The 17,724-nt window shown below is 71.0% G+C and carries 15 protein-coding genes; 14 read left to right on the top strand and 1 reads right to left on the bottom strand.

Annotated elements, in window-relative coordinates:
* The first annotated feature begins 34 nt into the window (after window positions 1–34).
* From ftsW to AB0I68_RS01410, 9 genes are all read left to right on the top strand, one after another.
* A complete protein-coding gene (gene ftsW, locus AB0I68_RS01450; RefSeq protein ID WP_363175107.1) occupies window positions 35–1,441 on the top strand; it encodes a putative lipid II flippase FtsW in 1,407 nt (468 codons plus the stop codon).
* Window positions 1,442–1,447: 6 nt separating this feature from the next.
* Entirely contained in the window at window positions 1,448–2,542 is a 1,095-nt protein-coding gene (gene murG / locus AB0I68_RS01445) for an undecaprenyldiphospho-muramoylpentapeptide beta-N-acetylglucosaminyltransferase (protein ID WP_363175106.1), read from the top strand.
* Between the two features lie 163 nt (window positions 2,543–2,705).
* Window positions 2,706–3,410, top strand: a complete 705-nt coding sequence (locus tag AB0I68_RS01440) for an FtsQ-type POTRA domain-containing protein (protein WP_363175105.1) — start codon at window positions 2,706–2,708, stop codon at window positions 3,408–3,410.
* Window positions 3,411–3,690: 280 nt separating this feature from the next.
* Window positions 3,691–4,896: a cell division protein FtsZ gene (gene ftsZ, locus AB0I68_RS01435; protein ID WP_363175104.1), complete on the top strand. Its 1,206-nt coding sequence runs from the start codon at window positions 3,691–3,693 to the stop codon at window positions 4,894–4,896.
* A complete protein-coding gene (gene pgeF, locus AB0I68_RS01430; protein WP_363175103.1) occupies window positions 4,893–5,672 on the top strand; it encodes a peptidoglycan editing factor PgeF in 780 nt (259 codons plus the stop codon). The genes ftsZ and pgeF overlap by 4 nt, the downstream gene beginning before the upstream one ends.
* Window positions 5,672–6,391: a YggS family pyridoxal phosphate-dependent enzyme gene (locus tag AB0I68_RS01425; protein ID WP_363175102.1), complete on the top strand. Its 720-nt coding sequence runs from the start codon at window positions 5,672–5,674 to the stop codon at window positions 6,389–6,391. Before pgeF ends, AB0I68_RS01425 begins: the two co-directional genes overlap by 1 nt.
* Before the next feature lie 151 nt (window positions 6,392–6,542).
* Window positions 6,543–7,151, top strand: a complete 609-nt coding sequence (gene sepF, locus AB0I68_RS01420; RefSeq protein ID WP_363175100.1) for a cell division protein SepF — start codon at window positions 6,543–6,545, stop codon at window positions 7,149–7,151.
* A 60-nt stretch (window positions 7,152–7,211) separates the two neighbouring features.
* The gene (locus AB0I68_RS01415; RefSeq protein ID WP_030155988.1) at window positions 7,212–7,508 is read left to right on the top strand and encodes a YggT family protein; all 297 of its coding nucleotides are present in this window, start codon (window positions 7,212–7,214) and stop codon (window positions 7,506–7,508) included.
* 82 nt (window positions 7,509–7,590) lie between these two features.
* Window positions 7,591–8,832, top strand: coding sequence for a DivIVA domain-containing protein (locus tag AB0I68_RS01410; RefSeq protein WP_363175099.1), 1,242 nt, complete (start codon window positions 7,591–7,593; stop codon window positions 8,830–8,832).
* 277 nt (window positions 8,833–9,109) lie between these two features.
* On the opposite strand, the gene ileS is transcribed toward AB0I68_RS01410, so the two are convergent.
* Window positions 9,110–12,268 carry an isoleucine--tRNA ligase gene (gene ileS, locus AB0I68_RS01405; RefSeq protein WP_363175098.1) on the bottom strand — a complete coding sequence of 1,053 codons (3,159 nt, stop codon included), beginning with the start codon at window positions 12,266–12,268 and terminating at the stop codon, window positions 9,110–9,112.
* A 598-nt stretch (window positions 12,269–12,866) separates the two neighbouring features.
* Between ileS and AB0I68_RS01400 the strand changes: the two genes are divergently transcribed.
* From AB0I68_RS01400 to AB0I68_RS01380, 5 genes are all read left to right on the top strand, one after another.
* Complete coding sequence (locus AB0I68_RS01400; protein ID WP_363175097.1) at window positions 12,867–13,772, top strand: TraR/DksA family transcriptional regulator; 906 nt, start codon at window positions 12,867–12,869, stop codon at window positions 13,770–13,772.
* Between the two features lie 122 nt (window positions 13,773–13,894).
* On the top strand, window positions 13,895–14,455 hold the full coding sequence (gene lspA, locus AB0I68_RS01395; RefSeq protein WP_363175096.1) for a signal peptidase II: 561 nt from the start codon (window positions 13,895–13,897) through the stop codon (window positions 14,453–14,455).
* A 63-nt stretch (window positions 14,456–14,518) separates the two neighbouring features.
* The gene (locus tag AB0I68_RS01390; RefSeq protein WP_363175095.1) at window positions 14,519–15,460 is read left to right on the top strand and encodes an RluA family pseudouridine synthase; all 942 of its coding nucleotides are present in this window, start codon (window positions 14,519–14,521) and stop codon (window positions 15,458–15,460) included.
* Window positions 15,457–15,933: a GNAT family N-acetyltransferase gene (locus AB0I68_RS01385; protein ID WP_363175094.1), complete on the top strand. Its 477-nt coding sequence runs from the start codon at window positions 15,457–15,459 to the stop codon at window positions 15,931–15,933. The genes AB0I68_RS01390 and AB0I68_RS01385 overlap by 4 nt, the downstream gene beginning before the upstream one ends.
* 178 nt (window positions 15,934–16,111) lie before the next feature.
* Entirely contained in the window at window positions 16,112–17,704 is a 1,593-nt protein-coding gene (locus AB0I68_RS01380) for a Na+/H+ antiporter (protein WP_363175093.1), read from the top strand.
* Window positions 17,705–17,724 lie beyond the last annotated feature (20 nt).

Here is a 17,724-nt window from a genome sequence, read left to right as displayed (position 1 = left end):
GCTCGCGTCGTACGAGTGGAGGGGAAGGTCACACATGCCGGCCAAGCAAGTGCTGCCGGGGCGGCGGCCGTCCGCCGCGAAGGCCGTCAAATCCGTCAAGAGCGCCAAGTCCGTCAGAACGGTCAAGGCGCAGGGCCGCAGGCGTCCGGCGGGGAGCGTGAAGCGGCCCGCCGGGCGCGGGCCGCTGGACCGGTTCCGCCGTACCCAGTGGCAGTTGCGCAAGGCCTGGGACCGACCCCTCACCGCGTATTACCTGATTTTCGGCAGCTCGCTGCTCATCACCGTGCTCGGCCTGGTGATGGTCTACTCGGCCTCGATGATCAAGGCGCTCCAGCTGGGCCTGGGAGACGCCTACTTCTTCAAGAAGCAGTTCCTGGCCGCCCTGATCGGCACCGGGCTGCTGCTGGTCGCCTCCCGGATGCCGGTCAAACTGCACCGCGCGCTGTCCTACCCCGTGCTCGCGGGAACCCTGTTCCTGATGGTCCTGGTCCAGGTCCCCGGGATAGGGGTGGCGATCAACGGCAACCAGAATTGGATCTCCCTTGGTGGTCCGTTCATGCTCCAGCCCAGTGAGTTCGGCAAGCTGGCACTGATCCTCTGGGGCGCCGACCTGCTGGCCCGCAAGGGCGACAAGGGGCTGCTGAGCCAGTGGAAGCACCTGCTGGTGCCGCTGGTCCCGGTGGCCTTCCTGCTGCTCGGGCTGATCATGCTGGGCGGGGACATGGGCACCGCGATGATCCTCGGGGCCATCCTGTTCGGCCTGCTGTGGCTGGCCGGAGCCCCGACGCGGATGTTCGTGGCGGTGCTGGCGTTCGCGGGTGTGATCGTCGCGCTGCTGATCAAGACCAGCCCGCACCGGATGGACCGGCTCGCCTGCATCGGCGCGACGGATCCCGGCCGGGGCGACCTGTGCTGGCAGGCCGTGCACGGGATCTACGCCCTCGCATCCGGCGGATGGTTCGGTTCCGGTTTGGGTGCCAGTGTGGAAAAATGGGGGCAACTGCCCGAAGCCCATACCGACTTCATCTTCGCCATCACCGGGGAGGAACTGGGTCTGGCAGGGACGCTGTCGGTACTCGCCCTGTTCGCGGCTCTAGGCTATGCGGGTATCCGCGTGGCCGGACGCACGGAGGACTCCTTCGTACGCTATGCCGCGGGAGGCGTGACCACCTGGATCACGGCCCAGGCCGTGATCAACATCGGTGCGGTGCTCGGTCTGCTGCCGATCGCCGGAGTCCCGCTCCCGCTGTTCTCGTACGGAGGGTCCGCGCTGCTGCCGACCATGTTCGCGGTCGGACTGCTCATCGCCTTCGCGCGGGAGGAGCCGGCGGCACGCGCGGCGCTCGCGATGCGCCAGCCGAAGACCGGCTGGAAGCGGACCGGGCAGAGATGGAAGTCGATGAGACGGAGCGTCAAGAGGCGTCCGTCCGGAGAGCGGTGAATTTCGGTGCATGTCGTACTCGCCGGTGGGGGGACCGCCGGCCACATCGAGCCGGCGCTCGCCCTCGCGGACGCCCTGCGCAGGCAGGACCCTTCCGTGGGCATCACCGCCCTCGGCACGGAGCGCGGGCTCGAAACCCGCCTCGTGCCCGAGCGCGGCTATGAGCTGGGGCTGATCCCCGCTGTCCCGCTGCCCCGCAAGCCCACCCCCGAGCTGATCACCGTCCCCGGACGGCTGCGCGGCACGATCAAGGCCGCCGAGGAGATCCTGGAGCGCACCAAGGCCGACTGCGTCGTCGGCTTCGGCGGCTACGTGGCCCTGCCCGGCTACCTCGCCGCCAAGCGGCTCGGGGTGCCGATCATCGTCCACGAGGCCAATGCCAGGCCGGGACTGGCCAACAAGATCGGCTCCCGCTACGCGCACGCCGTCGCGGTCTCCACCCCCGACAGCAAGCTGCGCGGCGCCCGCTACGTGGGCATCCCGCTGCGCCGCAGCATCTCGACCCTGGACCGGGCCGCGGTCCGCCCGGAGGCGCGCGCCGCCTTCGGCCTGGACCCCAACCTGCCGACGCTGCTGGTCTCCGGCGGCTCGCAGGGCGCCCGCCGCCTCAACGAGACCATCCAGCAGGTCGCTCCGACCCTCCAGCGCTCCGGGATCCAGATCCTGCACGCGGTCGGCCCGAAGAACGAACTGCCGCGTGTCGACAACATGCCCGGGATGCCGCCGTATGTGCCGGTACCGTACGTGGACCGGATGGATCTCGCGTACGCCGCCGCCGACATGATGCTGTGCCGCGCGGGCGCGATGACCGTCGCCGAACTCTCCGCCGTCGGGCTGCCGGCCGCGTACGTCCCGCTGCCGATCGGCAACGGCGAACAGCGGCTCAACGCCCAGCCGGTGGTCAAGGCCGGCGGCGGCCTGCTCGTCGACGACGCGGAGCTGACGCCCGAGTGGGTGCTCAGCCAGGTGCTCCCGGTGCTCGCCGACCCGCACCGCCTGTACGAGATGTCCCGCGCCGCCGCCGAGTTCGGCCGCCGGGACGCCGACGAGCTGCTGGTCGCGATGGTGTACGAGGCGATCGCCGCACACAGGAACCGCTAGCGCAGGAGGCACAGGAGTGGCCGGAGCGACGACCGCACAGCGCGGCAATCCCGGGTCCGCCGGGAAGGGCAAGGGCGCCGGCTCTCCCAAGCCGCCCAAGCCGCCCAGGTCGTCGAAGGGATCCGGTCCGCGAGGCCCCGGTGTGCAGCGCCTTGTCCGGCGCATGCGGCACCGGGGCCCCGTGCTGCTCTCCCTCGTCGCCGCGGTGCTCCTCGCCGGGGGCGGCAGCTGGGTGCTCTACGGCTCCTCCTGGCTCCGGGTCGAGAAGGTGACGGCGAGCGGAACCCGGGTGCTGACCCCCGAGCAGGTGCTGGCCGCCGCGGCCGTACCGGTCGGGGCGCCGCTGGCGACCGTGGACACCGACGAGATCGCGGGCAGGGTGCGCAGCCGGCTGCCCCGCGTCGATTCGGTCGATGTGGTGCGCGCCTGGCCGCACGGAATCGGGCTGAAGGTGACGGAGCGCAAACCCGTCCTGCTCATCAAAAAAGACGCCAACTTCGTGGAAGTGGACGCTTCGGGTGTGCGATTCGACACGGTTCCGAAAGCACCCGCGGGCGTTCCGGTCCTCGAATTGTCCGCGCCGCAGTCGCCGAGCGGCCGCCGCTTCGACGAGGAGCGGCTGCTGCGCGAGGCGGTGGGCGTCGCCGGAGACCTCCCCGAGGCGGTCGCCAAGGAGACCGTGCAGGTCAAGGTGGGGTCGTACGACTCGGTCGTACTGGAGTTGGCCCGGGGCCGGACCGTGGTGTGGGGGAGCGGCGAGCAGGGCGAGGCGAAGAGCCGGGCGCTGAGCGCCCTGCTGAAAGCGGCGCCCAAGGCTGACCACTTTGACGTGAGCGTCCCCACCGCCCCTGCCGCGTCCGGGAGTTGACGTCGGGTCGAACAGCGACGCACCCTGGTTGGCCACCGATACGGGTGATCACATAGGGTGAAAAGAAAAACGGGAGGTTCGGCGTGTTCGTTGAACACGCGCTACTTGTCGACTTAGTGTCCTGTTCGGAAGAGTCCAGGGAACAGACACATACTTAACCCTAAACTTCAGGTTTAGGGTTCGGGTCGGCGCGTTCGGACCGTCCCACATTTCGGCATCAGTCGTCGCAACGCAGGCCCGCGAGGCGGCGACACGTAACTCGAGGCGAGAGGCCTTCGACGTGGCAGCACCGCAGAACTACCTCGCAGTCATCAAGGTCATCGGTGTCGGCGGCGGTGGTGTCAATGCCATCAACCGAATGATCGAGGTCGGTCTCAAGGGCGTCGAGTTCATCGCCATCAACACGGACGCCCAGGCGCTGTTGATGAGCGACGCCGACGTCAAGCTCGACGTCGGCCGTGAACTCACCCGGGGCCTCGGCGCCGGCGCCAACCCGGCAGTCGGTCGCAAGGCGGCAGAGGACCACCGCGAGGAGATCGAGGAGGTCCTCAAGGGGGCCGACATGGTCTTCGTCACCGCCGGCGAGGGCGGCGGCACCGGCACCGGCGGCGCACCCGTCGTCGCCAACATCGCACGCTCGCTCGGCGCCCTGACGATCGGTGTGGTCACCCGGCCGTTCACCTTCGAGGGCCGGCGCCGCGCGAACCAGGCGGAGGACGGCATCGCCGAGCTCCGCGAAGAGGTCGACACCCTCATCGTCATCCCCAACGACCGGCTGCTGTCCATCTCGGACCGCCAGGTCTCGGTCCTCGACGCCTTCAAGTCGGCCGACCAGGTCCTGCTCTCGGGCGTCCAGGGCATCACCGACCTGATCACCACCCCGGGTCTGATCAACCTCGACTTCGCGGACGTCAAGTCCGTGATGTCCGAGGCCGGCTCGGCCCTCATGGGCATCGGCTCCGCCCGCGGCGACGACCGCGCCGTCGCCGCCGCCGAGATGGCGATCTCCTCGCCGCTCCTCGAGGCGTCCATCGACGGCGCCCGCGGCGTGCTGCTGTCCATCTCCGGCGGCTCGGACCTCGGTCTCTTCGAGATCAACGAGGCCGCGCAGCTGGTCAGCGAGGCCGCCCACCCCGAGGCGAACATCATCTTCGGCGCCGTCATCGACGACGCGCTCGGCGACGAGGTACGGGTCACCGTCATCGCCGCCGGGTTCGACGGCGGACAGCCCCCGGCCCGCCGGGACAACGTCATCGGCGCCGCGTCCACCAAGCGCGAGGAGCCGGCCCCGGCGCCGGTCCGCGCGGCCGAGCCGGTGCGCCCGGCCTTCGGCGGACTGGGTACGGTCACCCCGCGCGAAGAGCCCCCGGCCCCGGTCGAGGCGGCTCCGATCGAGGCCGCGGCCCCCGCGCCGCAGGTCCCGACGGCCCGGCCGTACCAGGACAGCCCGGCCGAGGAACTGGATGTCCCGGACTTCTTGAAGTGACGCTGGGGCAGCACATCGAGAGCGGCGCCCACTTCGCCTTCACCGACCGGTGGGGCGGGGTGAGCGCCGTTCCGTACGAGGAGCTCAATCTCGGCGGCGCGGTCGGAGACGACCCCACCGCCGTTCTCGCGAACCGGGTGATCGCGGCCGGGGCCCTGGGCATCGAGCCGGACCACGTGGTCTGGATGAACCAGGTGCACGGCAAGGACGTGGCGGTGGTCCCCGGACCCTGGGGCGCAGCCGCCGACGTCCCGGCGGTGGACGCGGTGGTGACCGCCCGCCGGGGGCTCGCCCTCGCCGTGCTCACCGCGGACTGCACCCCCGTCCTGCTGGCCGACCCCGTCGCCGGGGTCGCGGGCGCGGCCCATGCGGGCCGGCCCGGACTGGTCGCCGGAGTGGTGCCCGCCGCCGTGGAGGCGATGGTCTCCCTCGGGGCCGAACCCGGGCGGATCATCGCCCGTACCGGCCCCGCGATCTGCGGGCGCTGCTACGAGGTGCCGGCCGGGATGCGGGACGCGGTCGCCGAAGCGGTACCGGCCGCCTACGGCGAGACGAGTTGGGGTACGCCGTCCGTCGACGTGGTCGCCGGGGTGCATGCGCAGCTCGCGGAGGCGGGGGTGGTGAACCTGCACCGCTCGCCGGTCTGCACACTGGAGTCGCGGGACCACTTCTCGTACCGCCGCGACCGGGTGACCGGGCGGCTTGCCGGATATGTCTGGTTGGACACTGTGTCTTCCCGGGGGGCAACCCCCGGATCCCCGGTAGGAAAAGACTGATGACGGATCGTAAGTCGGAGCTCGCGGAGAACCTGGCGCGGGTGGAGGAACGTATCTCGTCCGCCTGCGCGACCGCGGGGCGGGGACGGGAAGAGGTGACGCTCATCGTGGTCACCAAGACCTACCCCGCGAGCGACGTACGACTGCTGGCGGACCTGGGGGTCCGTCATGTTGCGGAGAATCGTGACCAGGATGCCGCCCCCAAGGCCGCGGCCTGCGCGGATCTGCCGCTCAGCTGGCATTTCGTGGGCCAGTTGCAGACGAACAAAGTCCGTTCTGTGGCGGGATATGCGCATGTGGTGCAGTCGGTCGACCGGCCGAAGCTCGTCACGGCGCTCTCGGCGGCCGCCGAGAGCGCCGGGCGCGAACTCGGCTGCCTCGTACAGATCGCCCTCGACGCCGAGTCGGGGGAGCGCGGCACCCGGGGCGGCGCCGCTCCGGAGCAGCTCGCCGAACTCGCGGACCTCGTGGCCGGGGCGCCCGGACTGCGGATCGACGGACTGATGACCGTGGCTCCGCTGGCCGGGCCCTACGCGGGACGCGAACAGGCCGCTTTCGAGCGGCTGGTGGAATTGTCATCCAGCCTGCGCGCGGACCATCCGGCTGCCACGATGGTGTCGGCCGGGATGAGTGCAGACCTGGAACAGGCCGTTGCGGCCGGTGCGACACATGTACGCGTCGGCACTGCGGTACTCGGCGCGAGACCCCGGCTCGGGTAACGTCGCGAAGAAAGTCGGACCACAGCAGAAAATATGGTCATTGCCGCTGATGGGCGGGCGGACCACGTGGATCGCGGGCAGTTGGTGACTTTGGTGACACAGCGACACACCTGCGACAGGGCGATCCACCACAGAGCGGAGGACTCAGAGAATGGCCGGCGCGATGCGCAAGATGGCGGTCTACCTCGGCCTCGTGGAGGACGACCGGTACGACAACCCGGGGTACGACCCCGACGACGAGTTCGAGCCCGAGCCGGAACCGGAGCGGGATCGCCGGCGCCAGCAGCCCGTGCACCAAGCGCCCGTAACGGACGAACCGGTACGAGTTACCCAGCCTCCGGCACAGCGGGAACCCATCCCATTGCCGCTGGAAAACGGACGTCCTGCGCGAATTGCCCCCGTGGCGTCCATCACACCTGACCGCTCGAACCTGGAGAAGAACGCCCCCGTGATCATGCCCAAGGTCGTCTCCGAGCGGGAGCCGTACCGCATCACGACGCTGCACCCCCGGACCTACAACGAGGCCCGTACCATCGGGGAACACTTCCGTGAGGGCACTCCGGTGATCATGAACCTCACGGAGATGGACGACACGGACGCGAAGCGACTTGTCGACTTCGCCGCCGGCCTGGTCTTCGGTCTGCACGGCAGCATTGAACGCGTGACACAGAAGGTGTTCCTGCTGTCGCCTGCTAACGTCGATGTCACGGCGGAGGACAAGGCCCGCATCGCGGAGGGCGGGTTCTTCAACCAAAGCTAGACCGATCCGTCAGACACGGGGCCGGGAACAGAGCGAGAGCAGGGGAGAGGGAAGCGCGGGATGGGTGTCGCACTGCAGGTGGTCTACATCGCGCTGATGTGCTTCCTCATCGTGCTGATCTTCCGACTGGTGATGGACTACGTCTTCCAGTTCGCACGTTCATGGACACCCGGCAAGGCGATGGTGGTCGTCCTTGAGGCCACCTACACTGTCACCGATCCACCGCTCAAGCTTCTCCGGCGATTTATCCCGCCGTTGCGTCTCGGGGGCGTGGCACTCGACCTGTCCTTCTTCGTTCTGATGATCATCGTTTACATCCTCATCAGTTTCGTGAGCACCGCTGCGAGAAGCGTGTGAACGATGAGCTTCCCCGCAGGCGCGGGGACAGTCCCGATACGGTCTTGCCGACTGCCGACGACTACGTAGAGGTGAAGAAGACATGCCGCTGACTCCCGAGGACGTGCGGAACAAGCAGTTCACGACCGTCCGCCTCCGAGAAGGCTATGACGAGGACGAGGTCGATGCCTTCCTCGACGAGGTCGAGTCCGAACTGACGCGCCTGCTGCGCGAGAACGAGGACCTGCGCGCGAAGCTGGCCGCCGCCACGCGTGCCGCCGCGCAGAACCAGCAGCAGCAGGGCATGCGCAAGCCGGAACCCCAGGACCAGCGAGGCCCCGGAGGCCCCGGCGCACCGGTGCCCGCGGCCATATCCGGCCCGCCGGCGCAGCAGGGCCCGCCGCAGATGGGCCCGCCGCAGCTGCCGGGCGGCCCGCCGCAGCTTCCGGCCGGCCCCGGCGGACACGGACCGCAGGGTCCGGGCGGTCCGGGCCCGATGGGCGGCCCCATGCACACCATGGGCGGCCAGCAGCAGATGGGCCAGCAGCAGATGGGCCAGCAGCCCATGGGCCAGCAGCAGATGGGCCAGCAGTCCATGGGCGGCCAGAACCCGCTCGGCCAGCAGATGCAGCCCATGGGCCAGCAGATGCAGCCGATGGGCCAGCAGATGCAGCCGATGGGGCAGCAGATGCACCAGCAGCAGCCGCAGCTCCCGCAGCAGGGCCCCGGTGGAGACAGCGCCGCCCGCGTCCTGTCGCTGGCGCAGCAGACCGCCGACCAGGCGATCGCGGAGGCCCGCTCCGAGGCCAACAAGATCGTCGGCGAGGCGCGCAGCCGCGCCGAGGGCCTGGAGCGGGACGCCCGTGCCAAGGCCGACGCGCTGGAGCGGGACGCGCAGGAGAAGCACCGCGTCGCGATGGGCTCCCTGGAGTCCGCCCGCGCCACGCTGGAGCGCAAGGTCGAGGACCTGCGGGGCTTCGAGCGTGAGTACCGTACGCGTCTGAAGTCCTACCTGGAGTCGCAGCTGCGCCAGCTCGAGACCCAGGCGGACGACTCCCTGGCCCCGCCGCGCAACCCGGCCGGTCCGGCGCTGCCGCCGTCGCCGACGCCGTCGATGGCTCCGGCCGGAGCGATGGGGCACTCGATGGGCGCTCCGTCGCCCATGGGCGGTCCCTCGCCGATGGGCGGCCCGTCCCCGATGGGCGGCCCCTCGTACGGTGGTCAGCAGCAGATGTCTCCCGCGATGACCCAGCCGATGGCTCCGGTGCGGCCGGCTGCGCCGCAGCCGATGCAGCAGGCGCCTTCGCCGATGCGGGGCTTCCTGATCGACGAGGACGACAACTAGGCGGTACGCCCTCTGGGCGTCGTCAGCAGTCACGGGCCGGGCCCGGTTCCCCTTCGGGGGCACCGGGCCCGGCCCGTTTGCGTACCCGTTCGCGAAGCCCTGGGGGTGCCCCAGGGCTTCGCCCGGACCCCTGCCGCGCCTCACACCCCGGCGGGGCCGTGTTTCAGCCCGGCCGGCGTCGCAGGCGGAAACGGAGAAAGGGCGGGGCGGGGAGAGGGAACGGGTGTGGCCCGGCCACCCCACGGAAGGGGCGGCCGGGCCACAGGAGCGGGAGCGGTTACGCCTTGCGGAGGCGGAACGTCAGGCCGAGGGGCTCGTCCGTGAAGGCCTCGCCGTAGGTGGCGTCGGCCTCGCCGGTGGCGTAGTCGGTCGACAGGACCTCGTCCGCGATCAGCGACGCGTGGTCCGTCAGGGCCGCCACGACCTCCGGGTCCGACGAGGACCACCGCAGGGCGATCCGGTCCGCCACGTCCAGGCCGGAGTTCTTCCGGGCCTCCTGGATCAGGCGGATCGCGTCACGCGCCAGGCCCGCCAGCCGCAGCTCCGGGGTGATCTCCAGGTCCAGGGCCACCGTCGCGCCGGAGTCGGAGGCCACCGACCAGCCCTCGCGCGGGGTCTCCGTGATGATGACCTCCTCCGGGGAGAGGGAGATCTCCTCGCCGTTCAGCGAGATGACCGCCGAGCCGGACCGCAGCGCCAGGGACAGCGCCGCCGCATCGGCCGCGGCCACCGCCTTCGCCACGTCCTGGACGCCCTTGCCGAAGCGCTTGCCGAGCGCCCGGAAGTTCGCCTTCGCCGTCGTGTCCACCAGCGAGCCGCCGACCTCCGACAGGGAGGCCAGGGAGGAGACGTTCAGCTCCTCCGTGATCTGGGACTGGAGCTCCGCCGACAGGGCGTCGAAGCCCACCGCGCCGACCAGGGCCCGGGACAGGGGCTGGCGGGTCTTGACGCCGGACTCGGCCCGCGTCGCGCGGCCCAGCTCCACGAGGCGCCGTACCAGCAGCATCTGCTGGGACAGGGTCGCGTCGATCGCCGAGGTGTCCGCCACCGGCCAGGTCGACAGGTGCACCGACTCCGGCGCCTCCGGGGTGACCGGGACGATCATGTCCTGCCAGACCCGCTCCGTGATGAAGGGGGTCAGCGGGGCCATCAGGCGGGTCACCGTCTCCACGACCTCGTGGAGGGTGCGCAGCGCCGCCTTGTCGCCCTGCCAGAAGCGGCGGCGCGAGCGGCGCACGTACCAGTTCGACAGGTCGTCCACGAAGGCGGACAGCAGCTTGCCCGCGCGCTGGGTGTCGTACGACTCCATCGCGTCCGTGACCTCGCAGGTCAGGGTGTGGAGCTCGGACAGCAGCCAGCGGTCGAGGACCGTGCGGTCCGCCGGCGCCGGGTCGGCCGCCGAGGGCGCCCAGCCCGACGTACGGGCGTACAGCGCCTGGAAGGCGACCGTGTTCCAGTAGGTCAAGAGGGTCTTGCGGACGACCTCCTGGATCGTGCCGTGGCCGACCCGGCGGGCCGCCCACGGGGAGCCGCCGGCCGCCATGAACCAGCGCACCGCGTCCGCGCCGTGCTGGTCCATGAGCGGGATCGGCTGGAGGATGTTGCCCAGGTGCTTGGACATCTTGCGGCCGTCCTCGGCGAGGATGTGGCCCAGGCAGACCACGTTCTCGTACGAGGACTTGTCGAAGACCAGCGTGCCGACCGCCATCAGCGTGTAGAACCACCCGCGCGTCTGGTCGATCGCCTCCGAGATGAACTGCGCCGGGTAGCGCTTCTCGAAGATCTCCTTGTTCTTGTACGGGTAGCCCCACTGCGCGAACGGCATCGAGCCCGAGTCGTACCAGGCGTCGATGACCTCGGGGACGCGCACGGCCTCCAGCGAGCAGCCCTCGGCCGGGCACGTGAAGGTCACGTCGTCGATGTACGGGCGGTGCGGGTCCAGGTTCGCGTGGTCCTGGCCGGAGAGCTCCGACAGCTCCGCGCGCGAGCCGACGCAGGTGAGGTGGTTCTCCTCGCAGCGCCAGATCGGCAGCGGGGTGCCCCAGTAGCGGTTGCGGGAGAGCGCCCAGTCGATGTTGTTGTTCAGCCAGTCGCCGAAGCGGCCCTGCTTGACCGAGTCCGGGAACCAGTTCGTCTTCTCGTTCTCCCGCAGCATCGCGTCCTTGACGGCGGTGGTGCGGATGTACCAGGACGGCTGCGCGTAGTAGAGCAGCGCGGTGTGGCAGCGCCAGCAGTGCGGGTAGCTGTGCTCGTAGGCGATGTGCTTGAAGAGCAGTCCGCGGGCGTCCAGGTCGGCGGTCAGCTTCTCGTCGGCCTTCTTGAAGAAGACGCCGCCGACCAGCGGGACCTCTTCCTCGAAGGTGCCGTCGGGGCGGACCGGGTTCACGACCGGCAGGCCGTACGCGCGGCAGACCGCGAGGTCGTCGGCGCCGAAGGCGGGGGACTGGTGGACCAGACCGGTGCCGTCCTCGGTCGTGACGTAGTCGGCGTTCACGACGTAGTGGGCGGGCGCCGGGAACTCCACGAGGTCGAAGGGGCGCTCGTACGTCCAGCGCTCCATCTCCTTGCCCGTGAAGGTCTGGCCGGTGGCTTCCCAGCCCTCGCCGAGGGACTTCTCCAGCAGCGGCCGGGCGACGACGATCTTCTCGGAGTCCTCGACGCCGGTACGGCGCGCGACGACGTAGGTGACCTCGGGGTGCGCGGCGACCGCGGTGTTGGACACGAGGGTCCAGGGGGTGGTCGTCCAGACCAGGAGCGCGGCCTCGCCGGCCAGCGGGCCGGAGGTCAGCGGGAAGCGGACGTAGACGGAGGGGTCGACGACCGTCTCGTAGCCCTGCGCCAGCTCGTGGTCCGAGAGGCCGGTGCCGCAGCGCGGGCACCAGGGGGCGACGCGGTGGTCCTGGGTGAGCAGGCCCTTGTTGAAGATCTCCTTCAGCGACCACCACACGGACTCGACGTACTCGGGGTCCATGGTCCGGTAGGCGTCGTCCAGGTCGACCCAGTAGCCCATCCGGGTCGTGAGCTCGGTGAACGCGTCGGTGTGGCGGGTCACGGACTCGCGGCACTTGGCGTTGAACTCGGCGATGCCGTACGCCTCGATGTCCTGCTTGCCGTTGAAGCCGAGTTCCTTCTCGACGGCGAGCTCGACGGGCAGGCCGTGGCAGTCCCAGCCGGCCTTGCGGGCCACGTGGTAGCCGCGCATGGTGCGGAACCGGGGGAAGACGTCCTTGAAGACGCGGGCCTCGATGTGGTGCGCGCCGGGCATGCCGTTGGCGGTGGGCGGGCCCTCGTAGAAGACCCACTCGGGGCGGCCTTCGGACTGCTCCAGGGTCTTGGCGAAGGTCTTGCTCTCGCGCCAGAAGTCGAGAACGGCGTGCTCGAGGGCGGGCAGGTCGACCTGGGCGGGTACCGGGCGGTACTGCGGCGGTGTGGTCATGAGGCTGAACTCTTCCTCCGGCGGGGTGTCACTTCCGTCCGGAGGGACGAGAGCCTTGCTGCTCCCGCGGTACCACCCTCCTTGGCCTCCGGACGGGTCCGGGGGCCCCCTCATTGGGGTGCGAAGCCGGTTCTACTCGCCGCGGCCGGATCCGCGGGGACCCGTGAACGGCTTTCTTCCGGCGGCTCAGGGGTGATCCTTCGCATCGCGCTCGCCCCCGGGCTCTCACCGTCCCCGGGTCGCTCATGGCTGCGTCCGACGCTACTCGTCCCCGTCCATGCCTTTCGCTGGGCCCAGTGTACGGGGCGGGGGCACGCTCGGCAGACCGGTTTACGCGGGGTCGGGGCCGGGGTTTCGGCGGGGCTCGGGGCGGGGTGCGGGGCGGCGGTCGGGCGGGGACGCGGCGTGACCCGAATGGGCCGATGCGCCGGTCCGGCTCCGGTGTGACAGGAGTGGCGGATTACCGGGCTCCCTGCTGGGCACAACGGATGCAGGTTGGCATCGATGGACGCGTGCCCCGTTGCCGCGAGGCCGGAGTCGATTTATCGTTCCGGCACGATTCGCGCGCAAGATCACAGTATGTGAAGGGGCCGCGGCCATGGTGGCGAAGAAGACCGCCGGCAGAACTGCCGAGAAGGCTGTCGGGAAGGCCGCCGGGAAGGCGACGGCGGCCGGGAAGGCGGCTCCGGCCCGGAAGGTGAACGCCGCCGGGAAGGTGAACGCCGCCGGGAAGACGGCCGCGAAGCCGGCGGCCGAAGCGGCGGCCAAGACGGTGGTGAAGTCGGCGGCCAAGGCGGCCGGGAAGGCACCCGCCAAGAAGGCGGCGGTCGTGAAGACGGCTGCCGGGAAGACCTCGGCCAAGAAGACCTCGGCCGTGAACACGACGGCCGTGGACAAGGTGGCCGTCAAGAAGGCGACCGGCGTCGGGAAGACGACCGCGAGGAAGGCCACGGCCAAGGCGGCCGGGGCCGAGGGGGCGGCGCAGGCCGCGCAACAGACGGGAGCCCGGAAAGTGGTTGCCAAGAAGAGCACCGGCACGGCCAGGAAGACGGCTGCGGCCGCCACGAGCGGGCTGCCGAAGGCCAGGGCCACGGCGGGCCCGGCGCCGGGCGAGCTGGCCGTACGGCCCGGCGAGGACCCCTGGACCCCGGCGGAGGTCACCGAGGCGCGTACGGAGCTCCAGAGCGAGGTCCTGCGGCTGCGCGCCGAGCTGCACGCCTCCGACGAGGCCATCACGGGCCTGATGCGGGACTCCGGCGACGGCGCGGGCGACGACCAGGCCGACACGGGCACCAAGAACATCACCCGGGAGTCCGAGCTGGCCCTCGCCGCGAACGCCCGCGAGATGCTCGAACAGACCGAGCGGGCCCTGGAACGGCTGGACGCGGGCACGTACGGGCTCTGCGAGAACTGCGGCCGGCCCATCGGCAAGGCCAGGATGCAGGCCTTCCCGCGGGCGACGCTGTGCGTGGACTGCAAGCAGAAGCAGGAGCGCCGGCACTGAGGCGGCGCGGGCCGGGCGGCGCCGCAGGAGGACCCTGACGTACTCTCGTGTCTCGTCAGGGTCCAGGAACCTGGCAGGGCTGTGGTGTCGGCAACCTGGTTCGAGCTAGTCGAGGGACTCACGTGGCAGAGGCGGAGAGCATCATCGGTACGCCGGAGGTCGGGGACGACGCCCAGCCGGAGTCTGTCGAGCCCAAGGGGCGTCGGCGGATCGTCGCGCTGCTCGTCGTCGCGCTGCTCGCCTACCTGCTCGACTTCGGCAGCAAGATGCTGGTCGTCGCGAAGCTGGAGCACCAGCCGCCGATCCGGATCATCGGCGACCTGCTGAAGTTCGAGGCGATCCGCAACCCGGGCGCCGCCTTCGGCTTCGGCGAGGCCTTCACCATCATCTTCACCTGCATCGCGGCCACCGTGATCATCGTGATCGTGCGGCTGTCCCGGAAGCTCTACAGCCTGCCGTGGGCGATCGCGCTGGGCCTGTTGCTGGGCGGTGCGCTGGGCAATCTCACCGACCGGATCTTCCGTTCGCCGGGGGTGTTCCGGGGAGCGGTCGTCGACTTCATCGCGCCCGCCCACTTCGCGGTCTTCAACCTCGCGGACTCGGCGATCGTGTGCGGCGGGATCCTGATCGTGCTGCTGTCGTTCAAGGGTCTGGACCCGGACGGCACGGTCCACAAGGACTGATCGGACACCGGTCGCACACTGATCGCGGGAAAGCTCCGCTGCCGAGTCCTGCATACTCGACGGGTGAGTACGATTCCCGAGATCCGCACCCTGCCCGTTCCCGATGGCCTCGAGGGCGAGCGCGTCGACGCCGCCATCGCCCGTATGTTCGGTTTTTCCCGGACGAAGGCGGCCGAGCTCGCCGCCGCGGGGAAGGTGTCGGTCGACGGCGGCGTCGTCGGGAAGTCCGAGCGCGTGCACGGCGGCGCCTGGCTCGAAGTCGAGATGCCCGCGCCGCCGCGGCCGGTCGAGCTCGTCGCCGAGCCCGTCCCGGGCATGGAGATCGTCCATGACGACGACGACATCGTCGTCATCATGAAGCCGGTGGGCGTCGCCGCCCACCCGAGCCCCGGCTGGACCGGCACCACCGTCATCGGCGGCCTCGCCGCCGCCGGCTACCGCATCTCCACCTCCGGCGCGTCCGAGCGCCAGGGCGTCGTGCACCGCCTCGACGTGGGTACGTCCGGCCTGATGGCCGTCGCCAAGTCCGAGCGCGCGTACACCTCGCTGAAGAACCAGTTCCGCGAGCGGGTCGTGGACAAGCGCTACCACGCGCTCGTACAGGGCCACCCGGACCCGATGAGCGGCACCATCGACGCCCCGATCGGCCGCCACCCCAGCGCGGACTACAAGTGGGCCGTGACCCAGGAGGGCAAGCCCTCCGTCACCCACTACGACCTGATCGAGGCCTTCCGTGCGGCCTCGCTGCTCGACATCAAGCTGGAGACCGGGCGCACGCACCAGATCCGCGTGCACATGTCCGCGCACCGGCACCCGTGCGTCGGCGACCTCACCTACGGCGCCGACCCGACCGTCGCGAAGCGGCTGGGCCTGACCCGGCAGTGGCTGCACGCGGTGCGCCTCGGCTTCGAGCACCCGTCGGACGGCCAGTGGGTGGAGTTCGAGAGCGGCTACCCGGCGGACCTCCAGCACGCGCTGGACGTGATCCGGGCCGAGAGCGAGTGACCGCGGCCGCGGACTTCGAGGTCCGGGTCGTCGCCTCCGAGGCGGACCTCGCGGCGTGCTTCACGCTGCGGACCGAGGTGTTCGTGGTCGAGCAGTCCGTGCCGGAGTCGATCGAGTACGACGCGTACGACGCGGTCGCGGTGCACGTGCTCGCCGTGGGGCCGGACGGGGACCCGCTGGGCACCGGCCGGCTGCTGCACGGGCCGGCGGCGCTGGGCAAGACGGGCGGAGACCTGACGGCCGGCTCGCTCGGGCGGCTGGCCGTCGCCAAGTCCGCGCGCGGGCTGGGTGTGGGCGTGGCCCTGGTCCGGGCGATCGAGGCGGAGGAGGCCCGGCTGGGGCTGTCCGCCGTGGACCTGGGCGCGCAGACGCATGCGCTCGGCTTCTACGAGGGGCTGGGGTACGTGGCCCACGGCCCGGAGTTCGAGGACGCGGGCATCCCGCACCGCGCGATGCGGCGCCACTTGTCGTAGCCGGGGCTTGCCGCGCCCCCGCGGGGCCGGTCCCCTGCGCGCCCTTCCCCCTCCCCGGCCACCGCTGGGAGGCGGCTCCACCCCGGGGCTCGCCCGGCGGTGGCGGGATCGCCGCCAGGCGGGCGAGGCTTCGACGGGGCGAGGGTGCCCGCGGCCTGCGGTGCGGCAGGGTGGGGGAGTGGATCAGCTTGCTCTGCTGTTCGTGCTGCTGCTCGGGGCCGTGGTCACCGTGCCGCTCGGGGATCGGCTCGGGCTGCCCGCGCCCGTTCTGATGACCATCGTCGGGGTCGCGCTCGCGCTGGTGCCGGCCGTGCCGAATGTCGACATCCCGCCCGAGTACATCCTGCCGCTCCTGCTGCCCCCGCTGCTCTACGCCTCGGCACAGCGCACCTCGTGGCGGCAGTTCGCCGCCAACGTCCGGCCGATCTTCCTGCTCGCCGTGGCCCTCGTGTTCGTCACGACCGCCGCCGTCGCCGCCGTCGCGCACGCCGTGGTCCCCGGGCTGCCGCTGGCGGCCGCCGTTGCGCTCGGCGCGCTCGTGGCCCCGCCCGACCCCGTCGCCGCGACCGCCGTCGCCGGATCGCTCGGGCTGCCGCGCCGCATGGTGTCGATCCTGGAGGGCGAGGGCCTGTTCAACGACGTCACCGCGATCGTGCTCTACCACGTGGCCATCGCCGCCGCCGTCAGCGGCAGCTTCTCCTGGCCGGACGCGCTGGGGGAGTTCGTGCTCTCCGCCGTGGTCGCCGTCGGCGTCGGACTCCTGCTGGGCTGGGCCGCCAACGCGCTCATGGGGCGGCTCGAGGACGCCACGCTGCAGATCGGGCTGACGCTGCTCGTGCCGTTCGTGGCGTACGTCCTGGCCGAGGAGTTCAAGGGATCTGGCGTGCTGGCCGTGCTGACGACGGCCCTGTTCCTCGCGGAGTACGCGAGCGACGCGGACGACGTGCTGGGACGCCTCGCCGGGCACACCTTCTGGGAGGTCGTGGACACGCTGGTCACGGGCGTGGCCTTCGGGCTGATCGGGCTGGAGCTGCACAACGTGTTCGGTGTCGCGGGCGGCCGGACGTGGGAGATGGCGGGATGGGCGGCCGCCGTGATCGTGGTGGTGGTCGGCGTACGGCTGATGTGGCTGCTGCCGGCGGGGTGGCTGGCCAAGCGGCTGCACACGCGGCGCGACTACGACGAGGAGATCCCGCTGAGCTGGCGGGAGAGCGTGGTGATGTGGTGGGCCGGGATGCGCGGGGTGGCCTCGGTGGCGCTGGCGCTCGCCATTCCGCTGAAGGTGGAGGGCGGGGCGCCGTTTCCGGCGCGGGACCAGATCATCTTCATCGCCTTCGCCGTGATCATGGTGACCCTGGTGTGCCAGGGGCTGACGCTGCCGTGGCTGGTGCGGATCCTGGGCGTGGAGGCCGACGAGGACGCCGAGCGGGAGACGGAGCGGCACCTGGCGATCCGCGCGGCGAAGGCGGCGAAGCGGCGGCTGAAGGAGATCGAGGAGGCGGAGGACCTCCCGGAGGACCTGGTGGAGGTGCTGTACCGGCGGGCGTACGACGTGGGGGCCAGGATCAGCCCCGACATGGTCGACGAGGAGCGGCGGGAGGCGTACGCGAAGCGGGTGGAGCGGATCCGGGACGTCCAGCGGATCCAGCGGGAGATGATGTCGGCGGCACGGCACGAGGTGCTGGCGGCGCGCAGCGAGCCGGGGGCGGATCCGGAGATCGTGGACCGGGTGCTGAGGCACTTGGACGTCCGCAGCCTGCGCAGCACCTGATCGCAGCACCCGACCGCGGC

It is taken from the genome of Streptomyces sp. NPDC050448 (assembly GCF_040655295.1).
Lineage (GTDB): Bacteria > Actinomycetota > Actinomycetes > Streptomycetales > Streptomycetaceae > Streptomyces.
This window is presented reverse-complemented; position numbering and strand designations above follow the sequence as displayed.

Coding starts and splice junctions, on each gene's coding strand:
- ftsW (WP_363175107.1), top strand. CDS start 35: ATGCCGGCCAAGCAAGTGCTGCCGGGGCGGCGGCCGTCCGCCGCGAAG.
- AB0I68_RS01440 (WP_363175105.1), top strand. CDS start 2,706: ATGCGGCACCGGGGCCCCGTGCTGCTCTCCCTCGTCGCCGCGGTGCTC.
- AB0I68_RS01425 (WP_363175102.1), top strand. CDS start 5,672: ATGACGGATCGTAAGTCGGAGCTCGCGGAGAACCTGGCGCGGGTGGAG.
- sepF (WP_363175100.1), top strand. CDS start 6,543: ATGGCCGGCGCGATGCGCAAGATGGCGGTCTACCTCGGCCTCGTGGAG.
- AB0I68_RS01415 (WP_030155988.1), top strand. CDS start 7,212: ATGGGTGTCGCACTGCAGGTGGTCTACATCGCGCTGATGTGCTTCCTC.
- AB0I68_RS01410 (WP_363175099.1), top strand. CDS start 7,591: ATGCCGCTGACTCCCGAGGACGTGCGGAACAAGCAGTTCACGACCGTC.
- ileS (WP_363175098.1), bottom strand. CDS start 12,268: ATGACCACACCGCCGCAGTACCGCCCGGTACCCGCCCAGGTCGACCTG.
- AB0I68_RS01400 (WP_363175097.1), top strand. CDS start 12,867: ATGGTGGCGAAGAAGACCGCCGGCAGAACTGCCGAGAAGGCTGTCGGG.